Genomic DNA, 15,676 nt, shown 5'->3' with positions numbered 1-15,676 from the left:
CCTGCGCTTCTCGCGCAAGCTATCTACGTTAGGACTCCCGTGAAGCGCACGCGCACACTGATCCCCGTCGCACTTGTCGCAGCTCTGCTTTTGAGCGGTTGCGCGGCTGGCGGCACCACCAAAGACGCTAGCGGCAAGGAATGTCTGCCGAGCGGCGAAGCGAGCAACGCCGTTAAGGTGTCTGGCGAGGTCGGTAAAGACCTGAAGCTCACCTCCAAGACTCCGGTGAAGTCTAAGGAGAGCCAGCGCACGGTCATGGAAGAGGGCAAGGGCGACCTTCCTAAGTCGACCGAGTCGATCAACGTGGCCATGACTATCTTCAGCGGTGTTGACGGCAAGGTTATTCAGCAGGCTCCGGAGAGCGCAGTGCCGGTCGCGAAAGACGGCCTGAGTGCATGGGCATACGACGCATTCCGCTGCGCTATTCCCGGCCAGGAGATCGCGCTTGTAACTCCGGTGAAGGAAGTTACTGGCGGCCAGGATCCCGCAAACGCAGGTCTTGAGGGTGTCAAGAACACCGACTCGCTCGTGATGGTCATGAAGTTTGGCAAGATCGCTAAGGCTGAGGGCACCGAGAAGACTGCCGAGACCTGCGACAAGCTGAAGCCGCGTGACAAGAAGTACCCCGAGGTTGATCTGGGCGACGGTAAGTCGGAGCCCAAGATCACGATCCCCAAGTGCATCGAGCCTCCGAAGGACCTTGAGATCAAGGTTTTGAAAGAGGGCAAGGGCGCCACAATTAAAGAGGGCGACAAGGTCATGACCAACTACGTTGGTGTTGACTGGAACGGTGCAGTGCGCTTCGACGGCAACTGGACCGCAACGGGAGTCGAGTTCGACACCACCAAGGGTGCACTCATCGAAGGCTTCACCGCCGCGATGGTCGGACAGAAGATTGGTTCTATCGTTCAGGTGACCGTGCCGCCTGAGCAGGGTTACAAGGACGGAATGACCCGCACCTTCGTTCTGGAGCTTGTCTCCGAAGCGAAGTAATACAGCTGGTTGATTGAGTGCCCGGGAGTGAAAACTCCCGGGCTTTTTTTTGTCGGTGGTGCCACGCAGAAGCCTGACAGAATGGAGCTATGAAGCGTGTTGTGATTCTGGGGTCCACCGGTTCGATTGGCGAGCAGGCCCTCGATGTGATTCGCAAGAACCCCTCGAAGTTTCAGATCGTGGGACTCGTCGCAGGCAGCCAAGCTGATCGCATGCAGCAGCAGGCTGAAGAGTTTAATGTCGAGCACACGGCGCTCGGAGCGGTCGATGCTGAGGCGCTGATCCGCGACGTGCCCGCCGACGTCGTGCTGAACGGGATCACTGGCTCCATCGGACTTGGTCCCACGATCGCTGCGCTCAAGGCCGGGCGCACGCTCGCTCTCGCCAACAAAGAATCGCTGATCGTTGGTGGCGACCTGGTCACGGGCCTTGCTGCCCCGGGCCAGATCGTGGCGGTTGACTCCGAGCACTCCGCGATCGCTCAGGCCCTTCGATCCGGGCAGAGCGACGAAGTGCGCAGGCTTGTGCTGACCGCGTCGGGCGGGCCGTTCCGCGGCCGATCCCGGGACTCGCTGCGCGAGGTGACTCCCGCCGAGGCGCTGAATCATCCCACCTGGAACATGGGCCGGGTGGTCACGACGAACTCTGCGACCCTCATCAATAAGGGGCTAGAGGTGATTGAGGCCCACCTGCTGTTTGGGGTGTCGTACTCGAGCATCGACGTGGTTGTTCACCCACAGTCCATCGTGCACTCGATGGTTGAATTTATCGACGGATCCACGATCCTGCAGGCATCCCGACCCGACATGCGGCTTCCCATCGCCCTCGGGCTGAGCTGGCCCGAGCGAATTGCCGGGGCCGTTGAACCGCTCGACTGGTCGACGGCCGCGACCTGGGAGTTCGCGCCGCTTGATTCCGAGGCGTTTCCCGCGGTTGATCTCGCGAAGGCCGTGGGACGCGCGAGGCAGACCTTCCCCGCCGTCTACAACGCGGCGAACGAGGAGGCCGTTGACGCTTTCCACGAGGGGCGCATCGGATTTCTCGACATCGTTGACACCGTGCAAGACGTGTTAGAGACGCACTCGGCACCAGACACGCTCACTCTTGAGACTCTGCTTGACGCCGAGCGCTGGGCGCGTGAGGCGGCGCAGAAAGTAATTGCCGCGCGGACGAGCTAAGCCACTGCAACCACACAGCAGCAAGGGCTAATCTAAGACAGTGATTGAAGTGCTGCTCTATGTGTTCGGGATCCTGATCATCGTGATCGGGCTCGCCGTTTCGATCGCCCTGCACGAGATCGGACACCTAGTGCCGGCCAAACTCTTCGGAGTAAAGGTCACGCAGTACATGGTTGGTTTCGGTAAGACCATCTGGTCGAAGCGCAAGGGCGAAACCGAGTACGGGGTCAAGCTGATCCCGCTCGGCGGTTACGTTGCCATGACCGGCATGTACCCGCCTAAAAAGCCCGGGGAGGCTGCACGCGCGTCAACAACCGGGTTCTTAAACTCCGTTGTGCAGGAGGGCGCAACCCGCGCACGCGGGTCTGTCGAGCACGCCGACATCGTGTCTGAGCTCGAGCGCATCGGCGACGTTGAGCCGACCGAGCTGCGTCACGGCCTCGCTGGCATGGTCGACGACGCGCGCGAGGCAAGCGCGGAGACCATCGCGGAGGGTGAGGATCACCGCACGTTCTACCGGCTTCCAGTCTGGAAAAAGATCGTCGTGATGCTCGGCGGGCCGGTCATGAACCTGATCCTTGCGTTTGTGTTCTTCGGAATCGTACTCGTTGGATTTGGTGTGCCACAGAACAGCACAACCCTCGGCGCGATTAACGAGTGCCTGGTGCCCGCGTCAAGCACCGCCACGAAGTGTGGCAGCGGCGATCCTGCTGCCCCCGCCGCGGAGGCTGGGCTGCTGCCGGGCGACAAGCTGATTTCGGTGGACGGTGCTCCGGTTGAGAACTGGGAAGCGTTCCGCACGCTCGTGAGTGAGTCTCCGGGTAAAGACCTCAGCGTGATCGTCGAGCGTACCGACAAAGCGGGGGAGACCTCGAAGGTTGAGCTTCAGCTCACGCCCGTCGCAAACGAGCGCCAGGCGACCGACGCCGACGGTAATGTCAAGGTCGACGCAGACGGCAAGCCCGTTTACGAAACGGTCGGCATGATTGGCGCGACTCCCGCCTCAGAGATGGTGCCGCAGTCGATCGCTGAGGTCGGGCCGTACGTTGGCGACAACATCTCTCGAGTCGTGGGTATGGTGCTGCACCTGCCGCAGCGCATGGTCGACATTTGGAACGCGGCCTTCGGCAGTGAAGCGCGTGATCCTAACGGGCCGATGAGCGTCGTCGGAGTGGGGCGCCTCGCGGGCGAGATCGTGAGCGTCGACGACGCGCCTGTCGCCGCACGCGCGCAGGTGATGTTCAGCCTGCTGGGATCACTGAACGTGGCACTGTTTGTGTTCAACCTGATCCCGCTGATGCCGCTCGACGGTGGGCACATCGCCGGTGCACTCTATGAGGGCCTGAAGCGAGGGATCGCGCGGCTGCGCCGCAAGCCCGATCCCGGCCCCATCGACACCGCCAAGATGGTGCCAATCACCTTCGCGGTTGTGGTGGTCGGCGGATTTATGACGCTGCTGCTTGTGTACGCAGACCTGGTGAAGCCGGTCTCGTTCTTCGAGTAGCCCGGGGTTCTAGCGGTTCTGGCGGCTATTTCGGCAGGACGGTGACGTCCGGGCCGAGGATCGCTGACGACGCCTCGACCTGCTGGGCCGCAGAGACCCCGAAGGTCGTGCGGGCGAGCAACTCGTCGGCTCCTGCCAGCGGTGTGATGCTCAGATTGTTGCGCGCGAGTAGGTCGTTCGCCGCTTCTTGGGCGGGTGTCCAGTCGTAGTGCATGTAGGTGAGCACCGCGGTGGGCTTTGTTACCTGCACGGTGTCGCCGTCTTTGGTGAGTTCAAACCCCGCGATCACACCGGTGCGCTGATCGAGCGTGAGCTGTGTGTTCAGCATGTTGCCGATTGAGTACCAGACGAGCGTTTTGCCGCCGTCCGCGCGGTTGAGCCAGGTGGTCGGCTGCAGCACGTGCGGTCCGGTGCCGATGATCACGTCGGCCCCGAGGTCTGCCACTTTTTGGGCAAAGCCGCGCTGCTGGTCGTTGACCTCGTGCGAATCCTCGGTGCCCCAGTGCGCAGACACGATGACCACGTCGGCCGTCTCGCGCGCCTTCGCCATGAGCTGCTGCACGAGGGCGTCGTTGCTCATGAGATTGAGCGAAACATCGTCGATCGGCGCGTTTGAGTACTCCGCAAACGAGACGAGCGCGATCCTGATGCCGTCTTTTTCAACGACGGGGACGACCTGCTGCTCCTCCGCGCTGCGGTTTGCTCCCGACACAAACGAGGGTTGCAGAGCGTCCCAGGCGTTTCTTGTCGCGGCGATGCCGGCGGTTCCCTTGTCTGCCGTGTGGTTCGTGGCCGTGTTGACCAGGTCGCAGCCCGCGGCGCCGTGCAGGTCTCGTGCGAACTCTGTTGGTGCGTTGAACGTGGGGTATCCGCTGATTCCGAAATCGACGCCCGCCGTTGGCACCTCGAGGTTGCAGAAGGTGAGGTCTGCCGCGTCGAGCTCTGGTTTGATGCCCTCAAAGAACGGGGCGTAGTTGTAGCTGCCGTCTGCCTGGAGCGCATTTGCGTTGACCGAGTCGTGCGGCAGCATGTCGCCCATCGCGATGACCTTCACCGGTTTGGGGCCTGCGGGCGTGGTGGGAGTTGGGGTTGGGGTTGTGGCCGGTTTTGGGGATGGCGATTTCGTCGCGGCCGTTGTGGTGGGCTCGGAGGTGCCGGTGTTGAGCAGGGCGAAGGCGGTGCCTCCTGCGGCCAAAATCAGCACAAGCGCTGCGCCCGCGCCGATGAGGATCTTGGTGCGGCGCGACATTCTTGAGGGTTTTGTTTGGGGGTGAGGATCCGGCGCGCCCTCTGCGGGAGTGTTGTTTGCGCCGGGCTGATCCTGATCCACCATGTTGACCAGGATAGCTGGCGGGGTGTGCGCACCAACTCATCAGCCGGTGCTGACATCTCAGCCGGATGGAAAGGGGCTGTTTGAGCCGGTAGGTGTGCGAGTGCCGGCTGACATGCTGCGGCTAGCGCTCTTCGTGTGGAACTGGCACTCGGTGAAGCACGTAGGGGCCGGGTAACATCGGGGACGTGGCTTATTCAGAACGTTTTCCGGTGACGCGGGTCTCGCTCGCCGTGGCACTCATAGTGGGAGTCACCGCGGGTCTTACCGCGTGCGCGGCGGAGCCCGCAAAGACCGCGAAACCCACGTCACAGGCGCCGGATCCTGAACCAACTCGTACTGCGGAGCCAACGAAGCCGGCCGAGCCCGCCTTCGACAAGACGGCGCATTCTGTTGACGATCCGATGTCGATCTGGGTAGTCAGCAACAAACTGCGGCCGCTGAACCCTATTGATTTTGAGGCCAGTGACCTCGTCATACCTGCGGGGGTTGAGAACGAGTTCAACCAACCGCTGCGGGAGCCCGCCGCGCGTGCCGCCGAGGCGATGACGGCTGCCGCGGCAGATGCTGGGGTGCCGGTGCGGATCATCAGCGCCTACCGCGACTACGGCACGCAGGTTGCGCTCTACAACAGTTACGTGGCGCGTGACGGCCAGGCCGCCGCCGACACGTATTCGGCCCGGCCGGGACACTCCGAACACCAGACTGGACTGGTCATCGACCTCGACGACCACGGCTCTTGTTATCTGATGGGCTGCTTTGGCGAGACCCCTGCTGGCAAGTGGCTCGCCGAACATGCGGCCGAATACGGCTTCATCGTGAGGTATCCAGAAGGTAAAGAAGCAATCACGGGATTTATGCCCGAACCCTGGCACTTCCGTTACGTGGGGCCAGAACTCGCAGCCGAAATGCGCTCTACCGGCATCGTTACCCTGGAGGAATTCTTCGACCTGCCAGCGGCCCCAGGTTACGCCGAGTAGAATTGCGGGCGTGGCAGCAGTCAATTTAGGAATGCCGAAGGTCCCCGAAGTTCTTGCGCCGCGGCGCAAGTCGCGTGAGATCAAAGTCGGTTCAGTTATGGTCGGCGGCAACGCGCCGGTGTCGGTGCAGTCGATGACCACCACTCCAACGACCGATATTAACGCGACCCTGCAGCAAATTGCAGAGCTCACGGCGTCGGGATGCGACATCGTGCGTGTCGCCTGTCCGTCGCGAGACGACGCCGAGGCGCTCCCCATCATCGCGATGAAGAGCCAGATTCCGGTGATCGCCGACATCCACTTCCAGCCGAACTACGTGTTCGCGGCGATCGACGCCGGCTGCGCGGCTGTGCGCGTGAACCCGGGCAACATTCGCAAGTTCGATGACCAGATCGCGGAGATCGCCAAGCGCGCCAAGGCCGCGGGCACGTCGATCAGGATCGGCGTGAACGCCGGATCGCTCGATCCTCGTCTGCTGCAGAAGTACGGCAAGGCCACCCCCGAAGCGCTCGTGGAGAGTGCTGTGTGGGAGGCGTCGCTGTTCGAAGAGCACGACTTCCACGACTTCAAGATTTCGGTGAAGCACAACGATCCGATCGTGATGGTGAAGGCGTACCGCCTGCTCGCTGAGCGCGGCGACTGGCCGCTGCACCTCGGTGTGACCGAGGCGGGCCCCGCGTTCCAGGGCACGATCAAGAGTGCAACCGCGTTTGGCATCTTGCTTTCTGAAGGTATTGGCGACACGATTCGTGTCTCGCTTTCGGCCCCGCCGGTCGAAGAGGTGAAGGTCGGCCTGCAGATCCTGCAGTCCCTGAATCTGCGCGAGCGCAAGCTCGAGATCGTGTCGTGCCCGTCGTGTGGGCGTGCACAGGTCGACGTGTACACGCTCGCCGAAGAGGTCACGAAGGGCCTCGAAGGCATGAGCGTGCCGCTGCGCGTTGCTGTGATGGGCTGTGTCGTGAACGGACCGGGCGAGGCTCGCGAGGCTGACCTCGGTGTCGCATCAGGCAACGGCAAGGGACAGATCTTTGTGAAGGGTGAGGTCATCAAGACCGTGCCCGAGAGCGAGATTGTCGCGACGCTGATCGAAGAGGCGAACCGTATCGCCGCAGAGATGCCCGCGTCTGAGTCGGGCACACCCGACGTGTACACGCCGTAGCTCTACGGGGCCTGATCGATTCTTGCAAGGCTGAGTCGGCCTTGCAGCCTCGAGTCTACACTTCACCGCCGAGCCTGCGCTTCACCGCCGAACCTGCGGTTAGGAACTGCAAGCTCGGCCGTGAGCTGCCGGCTCGGCTACGGGGTGCGGGCTCGGAGGTGAGGTGCAGGCTCAGCCATGAGCGGCAGGCTCGGCAAATTGTGTCCTGAGTTTGGTGGAGTCGAACGATACGTGGATTCTGTTGACCTTCGGGCTGGTATAGGCTGGCAGCACTCTTGAATATAGGCCGCTGAGCTGTGGCGGGAGAGTCCGGGGCTTGTACCCGGCGCCGAAGGAGCAACACCTCCCCGGGAATCTCTCAGGCACCCGTACCGCTATGGCAAGGCAACTCTGGAAAGTAGCTTGCGTCATCCGTGACGCTGGCTCACCGACGGTGCAAGGAAGCTCCGAACAACATCGAAGCTTTCGAATCTCTCAGGTTCCCAACAGAGTGGGGAGGATCACCATCAGTCGCGCCCGCGCGACGCTACCACTGGAGATCCTTTGAGCATCACGCCCACCACTCGCACCTTCGCCGATCGACACATCGGCGTCACCGAGGTGAACGACACCGCCACCATGCTGGCTCGGCTCGGCTACGGCAGCCTCGAAGAGCTCGTTGATGCGGCAGTGCCGGGATCGATCCGGCGCGACGACGCGCTCCAACTCGACGATGGGCTGAGTGAAGAGCAGATCCTCGCCCGGCTTCGTGGGTTCGCGGATCGCAATACCGTGCACACCCAGATGATCGGCCAGGGCTTCTACGACACCCACACACCGCCCGTGATTCGGCGCAACGTGCTAGAGAGCCCGGCCTGGTACACGGCCTACACGCCCTACCAGCCCGAGATCTCGCAGGGCCGCCTCGAAGCACTGCTGAACTTCCAAACGATGGTTTCCGACCTCACCGGGCTCAAGATTGCCAACGCCTCGATGCTCGACGAATCCTCCGCGACCGCCGAGGCCGTGCTGCTCATGCGGCGGGCGAACAAAAAAGCACCCGCGACGGCGAAGACGGTGCTCGACGCGAACCTCTTTCCGCAGACCATCGCGGTTGTGCTCGGCCGGGCTGAGGCGCTGGGTATCGAGGTTGAGGTCGCGGACCTCACCCAGGGGTTGCCCGACGGAGACATCAGCGGAATTGTGCTGCAGCAGCCCGGCAACGATGGTGCGGTGGTGGATCACGCCGCGGTGATTGCGGCGGCGAAGGATCGCGGCGCCATGGTGACCGTGGTCGCGGATCTGCTCGCTCTCACACTCATCACGCCTCCCGGCGAGCAGGGTGCTGATGTGGCGGTCGGCAACACGCAGCGATTCGGAGTGCCGCTCTTCTTTGGCGGGCCGCACGCGGCATATCTCGCGATTCGCGAGGGGCTCGAGCGCTCGCTGCCAGGGCGACTGGTCGGCGTCTCGAAAGACTCAGCCGGTGCCCCCGCGTACCGCCTCGCACTGCAGACCCGCGAGCAGCACATCCGCCGTGAGCGCGCGACGAGTAACATCTGCACCGCGCAGGCGCTGCTCGCGATCACCGCCTCGATGTACGCCGTTTACCACGGTGCAGACGGGCTGAAGGGGATCGCCGAGCGGGCCCACGCGCACGCCCGCACACTGGCTGACGCACTCAGCGCGGCGGGGATCCCGCTCGCCTCCGGCTCCTTTTTCGACACCGTGCTCGCAACGGTGCCCGGTCGCGCAGACGAGATCATCGCACGCGCGGCGGCTTCGGGGATCAACCTGCGTCGCGTCGACGCGGACACCGTTGGCATCTCGACCGACGAGACCACCACCGACGCACACATCGACGCGGTCGCTGAGGCGTTTGGGGTGACGGTCACTGTGCGCGCAACCCCCGGCGACTACGGCTTCGACCCCGCGCTCGTGCGCACGAGTGACTACCTGACCCACCCGATCTTCCACTCGATCCGCTCCGAGACGCAGATGATGCGCTACCTGCGCAGACTCGCGGATCGTGATCTCGCGCTGGACCGCACGATGATCCCGCTCGGATCCTGCACCATGAAACTCAACTCCGCAGCCGAGATGGAGTCGATCTCGTGGCCGGAGTTTGCGGGGATCCACCCCTACGTGCCGGCCGAGCAGAGCGCGGGGTGGCGCGAGCTGATTGCCGAGCTCGAAGCTTGGCTCGTTGAGATCACGGGGTACGCCGGAGTTTCGGTGCAGCCCAACTCGGGCGCCCAGGGTGAGTACGCCGGGCTGCACGCGATTCGCGGGTACCACCTCGCAAACGGCGATGCGGGGCGCGACGTCTGCCTGATCCCGGCTTCCGCCCACGGCACCAACGCCGCCTCGGCGGTACTCGCAGGCATGCGGGTGGTTGTCGTGAAGAACACGGAGACCGGCCTGATCGACATCGCAGACCTCACCGAAAAGATCGAGGCGAACCGCGACGCGCTCGCTGCGATCATGATTACCTACCCCTCGACCTACGGGGTGTACGACGCTGACGTGCGTGATGTCTGCGAACTGGTGCACGCCGCGGGCGGGCAGGTCTACATTGACGGCGCCAACATGAACGCGCTGGTGGGGCTCGCGCAGCCCGGACGCTTCGGTGGCGACGTGTCTCACCTCAACCTGCACAAGACGTTTGCGATCCCGCACGGTGGTGGCGGGCCGGGTGTCGGGCCGATCGGTGTGGCCGAGCACCTGCTGCCGTTCCTGCCGTCTGACCCGACAGTCGCCGAACAGGCGGGCGGCGCCCCCGTTGTGGCGACGCTCTTCGGCTCGGCGGGAGTGCTGCCGATCTCGTACGCGTACATCGCGATGATGGGCGGCGCGGGGCTGACGCAGGCGACCGAGACCGCGCTGCTGAACGCGAACTACATTGCCTCCCGACTCACGGACGTGTTCCCCGTGCTGTTCACCGGCAACCACGGACTCGTCGCTCACGAGTGCATCCTCGATCTGCGGGAGCTCACCGCCCAGTCGGGGGTGACCGCCGAGGACGTCGCGAAGCGCCTCATCGACTTCGGATTCCATGCGCCGACGCTCGCGTTCCCGGTGCCGGGCACGCTGATGGTGGAACCTACGGAATCGGAGGATCTCGGCGAGATCGAGCGGTTTATCGAGGCGATGCGCACGATCCGCGCCGAAATCGATCAGGTGATCGCGGGCGACCTCACGCTTGAGGCCTCGCCGCTGCGGAACGCACCGCACACCGCCGCTGCGGTCACCGCGAACGACTGGGATCGTGCTTACTCGCGCGAGCAGGCCGCGTACCCAGTGGCGCGGCTGCGCGCTGACAAGTATTTTCCGCCGGTGGGCAGGATCGACAACGCGCACGGCGACCGCAACCTCGTGTGTTCGTGCCCACCGCCAGAGGCTTTTGAAGGGACCGCATCATGACTGACTCGACTTCACCAGCGACCGCCACGTTGAAGACCACTGCGTTGCACGCCGAGCACCAGAAGCTCGACGCGCACTTCACCGACTTTGGTGGCTGGGACATGCCCCTGCGTTACGGTTCGGAGCTCGCCGAGCACCGCGCCGTGCGCGAGGCTGCTGGCCTGTTCGATCTCTCGCACATGGGCGAGGTGTGGGTCGAGGGCCCCGACGCCGTGGCGTTTATGAACACCGCGCTTGTGGGAAACTTTGCCGTGGTCGCGGTTGGGCGAGCGAAGTACTCGCTGCTCTGCGCCGAGGACGGCGGCATCATCGACGATCTCATCTGCTATCGACGTGCCGACGACAAGTTCTTGGTTGTGCCTAACGCGGGCAACGCTTTGGTTGTGGCGGCGGCGCTTGTCGAACGAGCTGCCGGTTTTGACGTGGAGGTGCGCGATGTCTCTGCCGAGACCAGCCTGATCGCGGTGCAGGGGTCGAACGCGGTGGTGATCCTGCGGGGGCTCATTGCGGCTGAGCAGCAGACTGCCCTCGACATGAAGTACTACTCCGCCGAAGACGCCAACGTTGCTGGCATTGACGTGCTGCTCGCCCGCACTGGTTACACGGGCGAAGACGGCTTCGAGCTGTACGTGCCGAACGCGCGGGCCGTCGAGCTGTGGCAAGCGTTGCTCTCGGCTGGTGAGCCGATTGGGCTGATCCCAGCGGGACTCGCGACGCGGGACTCCCTGCGGCTTGAGGCAGGCATGCCGCTGTACGGCAACGAACTTAACCTCACGATCAACCCGTTTGAGGCTGGTCTCGGGGAGTGGTCTCGTTCAAAAAGCCCGAGCAGTTTGTGGGGCGCGCGGCGCTGGAAGCCGTGCAAGAGGCCGGGCCCGAGCGGGTACTCGTGGGGCTGCGCGGCTCCGGGCGGCGCGCCGGCCGCGGGGGTTACGCGGTGGTCTCGGGCGACGAGGTCGTTGGCGAGATTACGAGCGGCCTGCTGAGCCCGACCCTTGAGTATCCGATCGCGCTCGCCTATGTAAAGCCCGAGTTCGCGGAGCCGGGCACCGCACTCGACGTCGATCTGCGCGGTAAGCCGCAGCCCTTTGAGGTCGTCACACTGCCGTTCTACACGCGGTCGGCGTAACAACGCCGCGCCGATCCTCACCCCTTCTTCATCAACCCAAACCACACAGAAAAGAGCAACACATGAGCACGGTACGCAGCGGACTGAAGTACTCCGTCGAGCACGAGTGGATCAACGACGAGAGCCCCGCCGTGGTGGGTGTCTCGGAGGTCGCGGTCGACGCGCTTGGTGAGGTCGTCTACGTCGAACTGCCCGAGGTTGGCGCCACTGTCACCGCGGGCGAGGTCTGCGGCGAGATCGAGTCGACCAAGTCGACCTCAGAGCTGTATTCGCCCGCAACGGGTGAGGTTATCGAGGTGAACGACGCGGCCGTCGCTGACCCGGCGATGATCAACGCGGAGCCCTACGGCACCGGCTGGCTGTTCAAAGTCGCCGTTACCGAGCTGGGTCCGCTGCAGACGCCAGAGGAATATGCCGCGGCGAACGACGCCGAGGTTTCGTAGACCAAGATAGGGCGGTGAAGCGCTGTGGCAATCAGCACGTTTGACCTATTCAGTGTGGGGATCGGTCCTTCCAGCTCCCACACGGTGGGGCCGATGCGTGCGGCCCAGCGGTTTGTCGCGGAGCTGCAGCGTGCGGGCAAGCTGGGCTTGGCCGCCGCGCTCGAGGTCGACCTCTACGGATCGCTCGCGGCGACGGGGCAGGGGCACGGCACGTTTCCTGCGGTATTGCTTGGGCTCGAGGGGTTTGATCCCGCGCTGATTCTGCCGGAGGAAGTTGAGAGCGCAACCGCTCGAATTGAAGCGGAAGGCACCCTGCGGCTGGGGGCTCAGCTGGCTGCCGGGGATCCTGCCCCCGAAATCACCTTTGGCATGAACGACCTGGTGCTTCGCCCGCTCACCGTGTTGCCGCGGCACACAAACGGTATGCGATTTCGCGTGAGTGATGCGGCGGGCGAGGTTCTCGACGAGCAGACGTACTTCTCGGTCGGCGGCGGGTTTGTGATCCGGGAGGGCGAAGAAACCGAGGCCGAAACGGAGCTCGCTTCGCGCAACGCCGAGCAGCCGTACCCGTTCACCACGGGTGCCGAGTTGCTGTCGCACGCTGAGGGGAGTGGGCTGTCGATCGCCGAGATCATGCTCGCGAACGAGTTGGTGGTGCGCAGCGAAAATGAGGTGCGTGCGGGGCTGGCTCACATCTGGGACGTGATGGAGCAGTGCAAGGACAACGCGCTGCTGCGAACCGGGGTGCTGCCTGGAGGGCTGAACGTGCGGCGTCGCGCGCCCGAGTGGCATCGACGGTTGCGGGAGCAGGATCCGGATCGAGATCCGCGATTCTGGCAGGAGTGGGCGAACCTCGTGGCGCTCGCCGTCAACGAGGAGAACGCTTCGGGCGGGCGCGTGGTGACGGCTCCCACGAACGGAGCCGCGGGGATCATTCCGGCCGTGCTGTTTTACGCGACGCACTACGTGCCCTTTGCCGAGGGAGGCAAGGCGCGAGTTGTTGCCGACTTTTTGCTCACCGCGGCTGCCATCGGGGTGCTGTACAAGGAGCAGGCCTCGATCTCCGGAGCCGAGGTCGGTTGCCAGGGAGAGGTGGGATCGGCCTCGTCTATGGCCGCCGCGGGGCTCGCCCACGCACTCGGTGGGACTCCCGCGCAGGTCGAGAACGCGGCCGAGATCGCGATGGAGCACAACCTCGGGCTCACCTGCGACCCGGTGGGAGGGCTCGTGCAGATCCCGTGCATTGAACGGAACGCAATTGCCGCTTCGAAGGCGATCAACGCCGCCAAGATGGCGCTCATGGGTGACGGCACGCATCACGTCAGCCTTGATCAGGCGATCGTGACCATGCGCGAAACCGGGCGCGACATGAGTGACATGTACAAGGAGACCGCGCGGGGTGGACTCGCGGTGAACGTCGTGGAGTGTTAGCGGGGTGTGGCGCGATCGCTTGCCTAGACTGAGAGCGTGGAGAAGCTGACGAACGAAACCCTGACTGAAGAGCTGAACGAGGCCATCACCTCACTAATGACCGAGGCTGGCATCACGGAGCAGCGCGGCCTGATCCGGCGCATTCTGGCGGCGGGAATCGGGCTTGGCCAAGATGACGCTGGTCGACTCGATCTCAAGATCACTTCGGCCGCGATCGAAGAGATGCGTGCGGCTTTTCGGCTGTTTGCGCCGCACCACGGCGTGCCCAAGGTCTCCATATTCGGATCGGCGCGCACGCACTCCAACGACCCGTTGTGGCTGAGCGCTGAGGCAACCGCGCGGGGGCTCGCCGACCAGGGCTGGTTTGTGGTGACCGGGGCCGGCCCTGGCATCATGGAGGCTGCCGCCACCGGCGCGGGTTCTGAGCACTCACTTGGTGTGTCGATCCGGCTGCCATTTGAGGAGCACCCCAACGCGACCGTGGCCGAGAAGGATCGCCTTGTTTCGATGAAGTACTTCTTCACCCGCAAGCTGATGCTGGTGAAAGAGTCGAGTGGGTTCGTCTGCCTGCCCGGCGGCTTTGGCACACTGGACGAGACCCTGGAACTGCTGACGCTGCAGCAGACCGGCAAGATGATCCCTGTCCCAATTGTGCTGCTTGATCGGCCCGGCGGGAGCTTCTGGCGGGGCTTCGCGCAGTTTGCAATGAAAGAAATGGCCGGAACCGGCATGATCTCCATCGACGATCTTGACCGTGTGCTCATCACCGATTCGGTTGAGGAGGCCATCGCCGAGATCACCGGCTTCTGGCGCAACTATGACTCGCTGCGCTGGGCGGGGGATCGCCTGATCCTTCGGTTGCACAGAGAACTGAATGACGCAGAAATGGCTAGTTTGAATGAACACTTCTCAGGCCTGTGCCTTGATGGTGGCATCGAACGAACCGAGCCGCTTGAGGTGGAGCACGACGAGCGCGATTTGCTGGGCCTCCCGCGCATCATCCTCACTCCGCGCCCCAGGGCGGTCGGCGAACTGCACCGCCTCATCCGCGCGATCAACCAGTTTGGGTAGTGGCGCCCACCCTCCCTCGCCTCGAAAAGCCATGAACTCGTCGAGAAGCCATCACGCACGATGGCCTCTCGACGAGTTCATGGCTTCTCAGCGGGAGCGGGAGCGGGAGCGGGGCGGGGCGGGGAACCGCTAGTTCTTCTTAAGCCACTCGTCGGCGATCGCGCCGAAATCGTCTCCCGCTGCAATGCGGCCATTCATGTGCATCAGGTCTTCGGTTGTGAGCGAAGCCGAAACCTCATTGAGCGTTTTGACGACCTCTTTGTTCGCGGAGTCCTTGCGAATGACCGGAAGAATGTTCGCGGGCAAAAACAGGCCCTTGTCGTCGACAAGTGTGACGAACTTTGACTTCTCGATCGCGGGGTCGGTGCTGAACAGATCGCCAACCTGAGCTTGCCCGTTCTGCAGCGCCGAGAGCGTGAGCGGGCCGCCGGCGTCGAGCACCTTGAACTCCTTGAACGAGAGGCCGTACTCCTTTTCGAGCCCGGGAAGTCCGACGTAACGCGACTTCCACTCGGCAGGCCCCGCGAGCACCAGCTCGCCCGCAACTGGTTTGAGGTCTGAAATGTTCACCAGCTTGTGCTGCTTCGCAACCTTTTGGTCCACGACCAGAACGTCGGTGTTTTCTGCCTTGGAGGCGTCAAGCACCTCAATGCCCTCGGGGGAGAGCAGCTTTTCGAGTTGAGAGTCGATGGTGGATCGGTCTGAGGCGTCAGCGTCTGCGTCAAGTTCGCCCAGCAGGTACCCGTTGTACTCGGGGAGCAGGCTGATGGAGCCATCGCGCAGTGCCTCCATGTATACCTCGCGGCTGCCAATGTTGAGTTTTTCTTCGACCTTGATACCGGCGTTCTGCAGCGCGTGTGAGTAGATCGTGGCGATCAGCTGGCTCTCTGCGAAATCTGCTGAGCCGACGACAACGGTGTCGCCGTTTGCTGAGCCGCCACCGCTCGTCGCCATTGGATCGCTGCCGCTGCACGACGTCAGCATCAGCGCGGCCGAGACCACGGCGATGGTGGTGAGGGTTCTCTTCTTCAAAGTGTTCATGCTGTTTCCTTGTAT

11 protein-coding genes, 1 pseudogene and 2 riboswitches are annotated in these 15,676 nt (G+C 63.6%); of the genes and pseudogenes, 10 read left to right on the top strand and 2 right to left on the bottom strand.

Going from position 1 to position 15,676, the window contains the following annotated elements; all coding sequences use genetic code 11:
* Positions 1-39 precede the first annotated feature (39 nt).
* The 3 genes from G7068_RS05715 (at position 40) to G7068_RS05705 (ending at position 3,675) form a co-directional block, all read left to right on the top strand.
* On the top strand, positions 40-993 hold the full coding sequence (locus G7068_RS05715) for an FKBP-type peptidyl-prolyl cis-trans isomerase (RefSeq protein ID WP_166290092.1): 954 nt from the start codon (positions 40-42) through the stop codon (positions 991-993).
* 89 nt (positions 994-1,082) lie between these two features.
* Entirely contained in the window at positions 1,083-2,171 is a 1,089-nt protein-coding gene (gene dxr / locus G7068_RS05710; RefSeq protein WP_166290089.1) for a 1-deoxy-D-xylulose-5-phosphate reductoisomerase, read from the top strand.
* A gap of 40 nt (positions 2,172-2,211) precedes the next feature.
* Positions 2,212-3,675 carry a M50 family metallopeptidase gene (locus G7068_RS05705; RefSeq protein ID WP_244304712.1) on the top strand — a complete coding sequence of 488 codons (1,464 nt, stop codon included), beginning with the start codon at positions 2,212-2,214 and terminating at the stop codon, positions 3,673-3,675.
* Positions 3,676-3,700: 25 nt separating this feature from the next.
* On the opposite strand, the gene G7068_RS05700 is transcribed toward G7068_RS05705, so the two are convergent.
* Positions 3,701-5,008 carry a CapA family protein gene (locus G7068_RS05700; protein ID WP_166290086.1) on the bottom strand — a complete coding sequence of 436 codons (1,308 nt, stop codon included), beginning with the start codon at positions 5,006-5,008 and terminating at the stop codon, positions 3,701-3,703.
* Between the two features lie 185 nt (positions 5,009-5,193).
* Here G7068_RS05700 and G7068_RS05695 point away from each other — a divergent pair, with 185 nt between their 5' ends.
* The 7 genes and pseudogenes from G7068_RS05695 to G7068_RS05665 all read left to right on the top strand — a co-directional run bounded on the left by G7068_RS05695 (position 5,194) and on the right by G7068_RS05665 (position 14,620).
* Positions 5,194-5,985, top strand: a complete 792-nt coding sequence (locus G7068_RS05695) for a M15 family metallopeptidase (RefSeq protein ID WP_244304711.1) — start codon at positions 5,194-5,196, stop codon at positions 5,983-5,985.
* Between the two features lie 10 nt (positions 5,986-5,995).
* On the top strand, positions 5,996-7,144 hold the full coding sequence (ispG, locus tag G7068_RS05690; RefSeq protein WP_205881359.1) for a flavodoxin-dependent (E)-4-hydroxy-3-methylbut-2-enyl-diphosphate synthase: 1,149 nt from the start codon (positions 5,996-5,998) through the stop codon (positions 7,142-7,144).
* Between the two features lie 290 nt (positions 7,145-7,434).
* Positions 7,435-7,528: riboswitch (glycine riboswitch) on the top strand.
* A gap of 1 nt (position 7,529) precedes the next feature.
* Positions 7,530-7,643: riboswitch (glycine riboswitch) on the top strand.
* A 44-nt stretch (positions 7,644-7,687) separates the two neighbouring features.
* The gene (gcvP, locus tag G7068_RS05685; RefSeq protein ID WP_166290083.1) at positions 7,688-10,546 is read left to right on the top strand and encodes an aminomethyl-transferring glycine dehydrogenase; all 2,859 of its coding nucleotides are present in this window, start codon (positions 7,688-7,690) and stop codon (positions 10,544-10,546) included.
* Positions 10,543-11,675, top strand: a pseudogene (gcvT, locus tag G7068_RS05680) (glycine cleavage system aminomethyltransferase GcvT). Before gcvP ends, gcvT begins: the two are co-directional and overlap by 4 nt.
* 62 nt (positions 11,676-11,737) lie before the next feature.
* Positions 11,738-12,118, top strand: coding sequence for a glycine cleavage system protein GcvH (gcvH, locus tag G7068_RS05675; RefSeq protein ID WP_166290081.1), 381 nt, complete (start codon positions 11,738-11,740; stop codon positions 12,116-12,118).
* Between the two features lie 24 nt (positions 12,119-12,142).
* Complete coding sequence (locus G7068_RS05670) at positions 12,143-13,549, top strand: L-serine ammonia-lyase (protein ID WP_166290078.1); 1,407 nt, start codon at positions 12,143-12,145, stop codon at positions 13,547-13,549.
* A 36-nt stretch (positions 13,550-13,585) separates the two neighbouring features.
* Complete coding sequence (locus G7068_RS05665) at positions 13,586-14,620, top strand: LOG family protein (RefSeq protein ID WP_425280493.1); 1,035 nt, start codon at positions 13,586-13,588, stop codon at positions 14,618-14,620.
* 129 nt (positions 14,621-14,749) lie between these two features.
* Here the strand turns inward: G7068_RS05665 and G7068_RS05660 are convergent, their stop codons facing one another.
* Positions 14,750-15,661 (bottom strand): ABC transporter substrate-binding protein, encoded by a 912-nt coding sequence (locus G7068_RS05660; RefSeq protein ID WP_205881358.1) that lies wholly within the window; start codon positions 15,659-15,661, stop codon positions 14,750-14,752.
* Positions 15,662-15,676: the final 15 nt, after the last annotated feature.

Origin of the sequence: Leucobacter viscericola (assembly GCF_011299575.1) — a bacterium.
Classification (GTDB): Bacteria; Actinomycetota; Actinomycetes; order Actinomycetales; family Microbacteriaceae; genus Leucobacter; species Leucobacter viscericola.
The sequence above is the reverse complement of the archived record's forward strand: the minus strand, read 5'-3'. Positions and strand labels throughout refer to the sequence as shown.

What these genes read in the sequence shown, in the direction of transcription:
- dxr (WP_166290089.1), top strand. Translation starts at nt 1,083, where the DNA reads ATGAAGCGTGTTGTGATTCTGGGGTCCACCGGTTCGATTGGCGAGCAG.
- G7068_RS05700 (WP_166290086.1), bottom strand. Translation starts at nt 5,008, where the DNA reads ATGGTGGATCAGGATCAGCCCGGCGCAAACAACACTCCCGCAGAGGGC.
- gcvH (WP_166290081.1), top strand. Translation starts at nt 11,738, where the DNA reads ATGAGCACGGTACGCAGCGGACTGAAGTACTCCGTCGAGCACGAGTGG.
- G7068_RS05660 (WP_205881358.1), bottom strand. Translation starts at nt 15,661, where the DNA reads ATGAACACTTTGAAGAAGAGAACCCTCACCACCATCGCCGTGGTCTCG.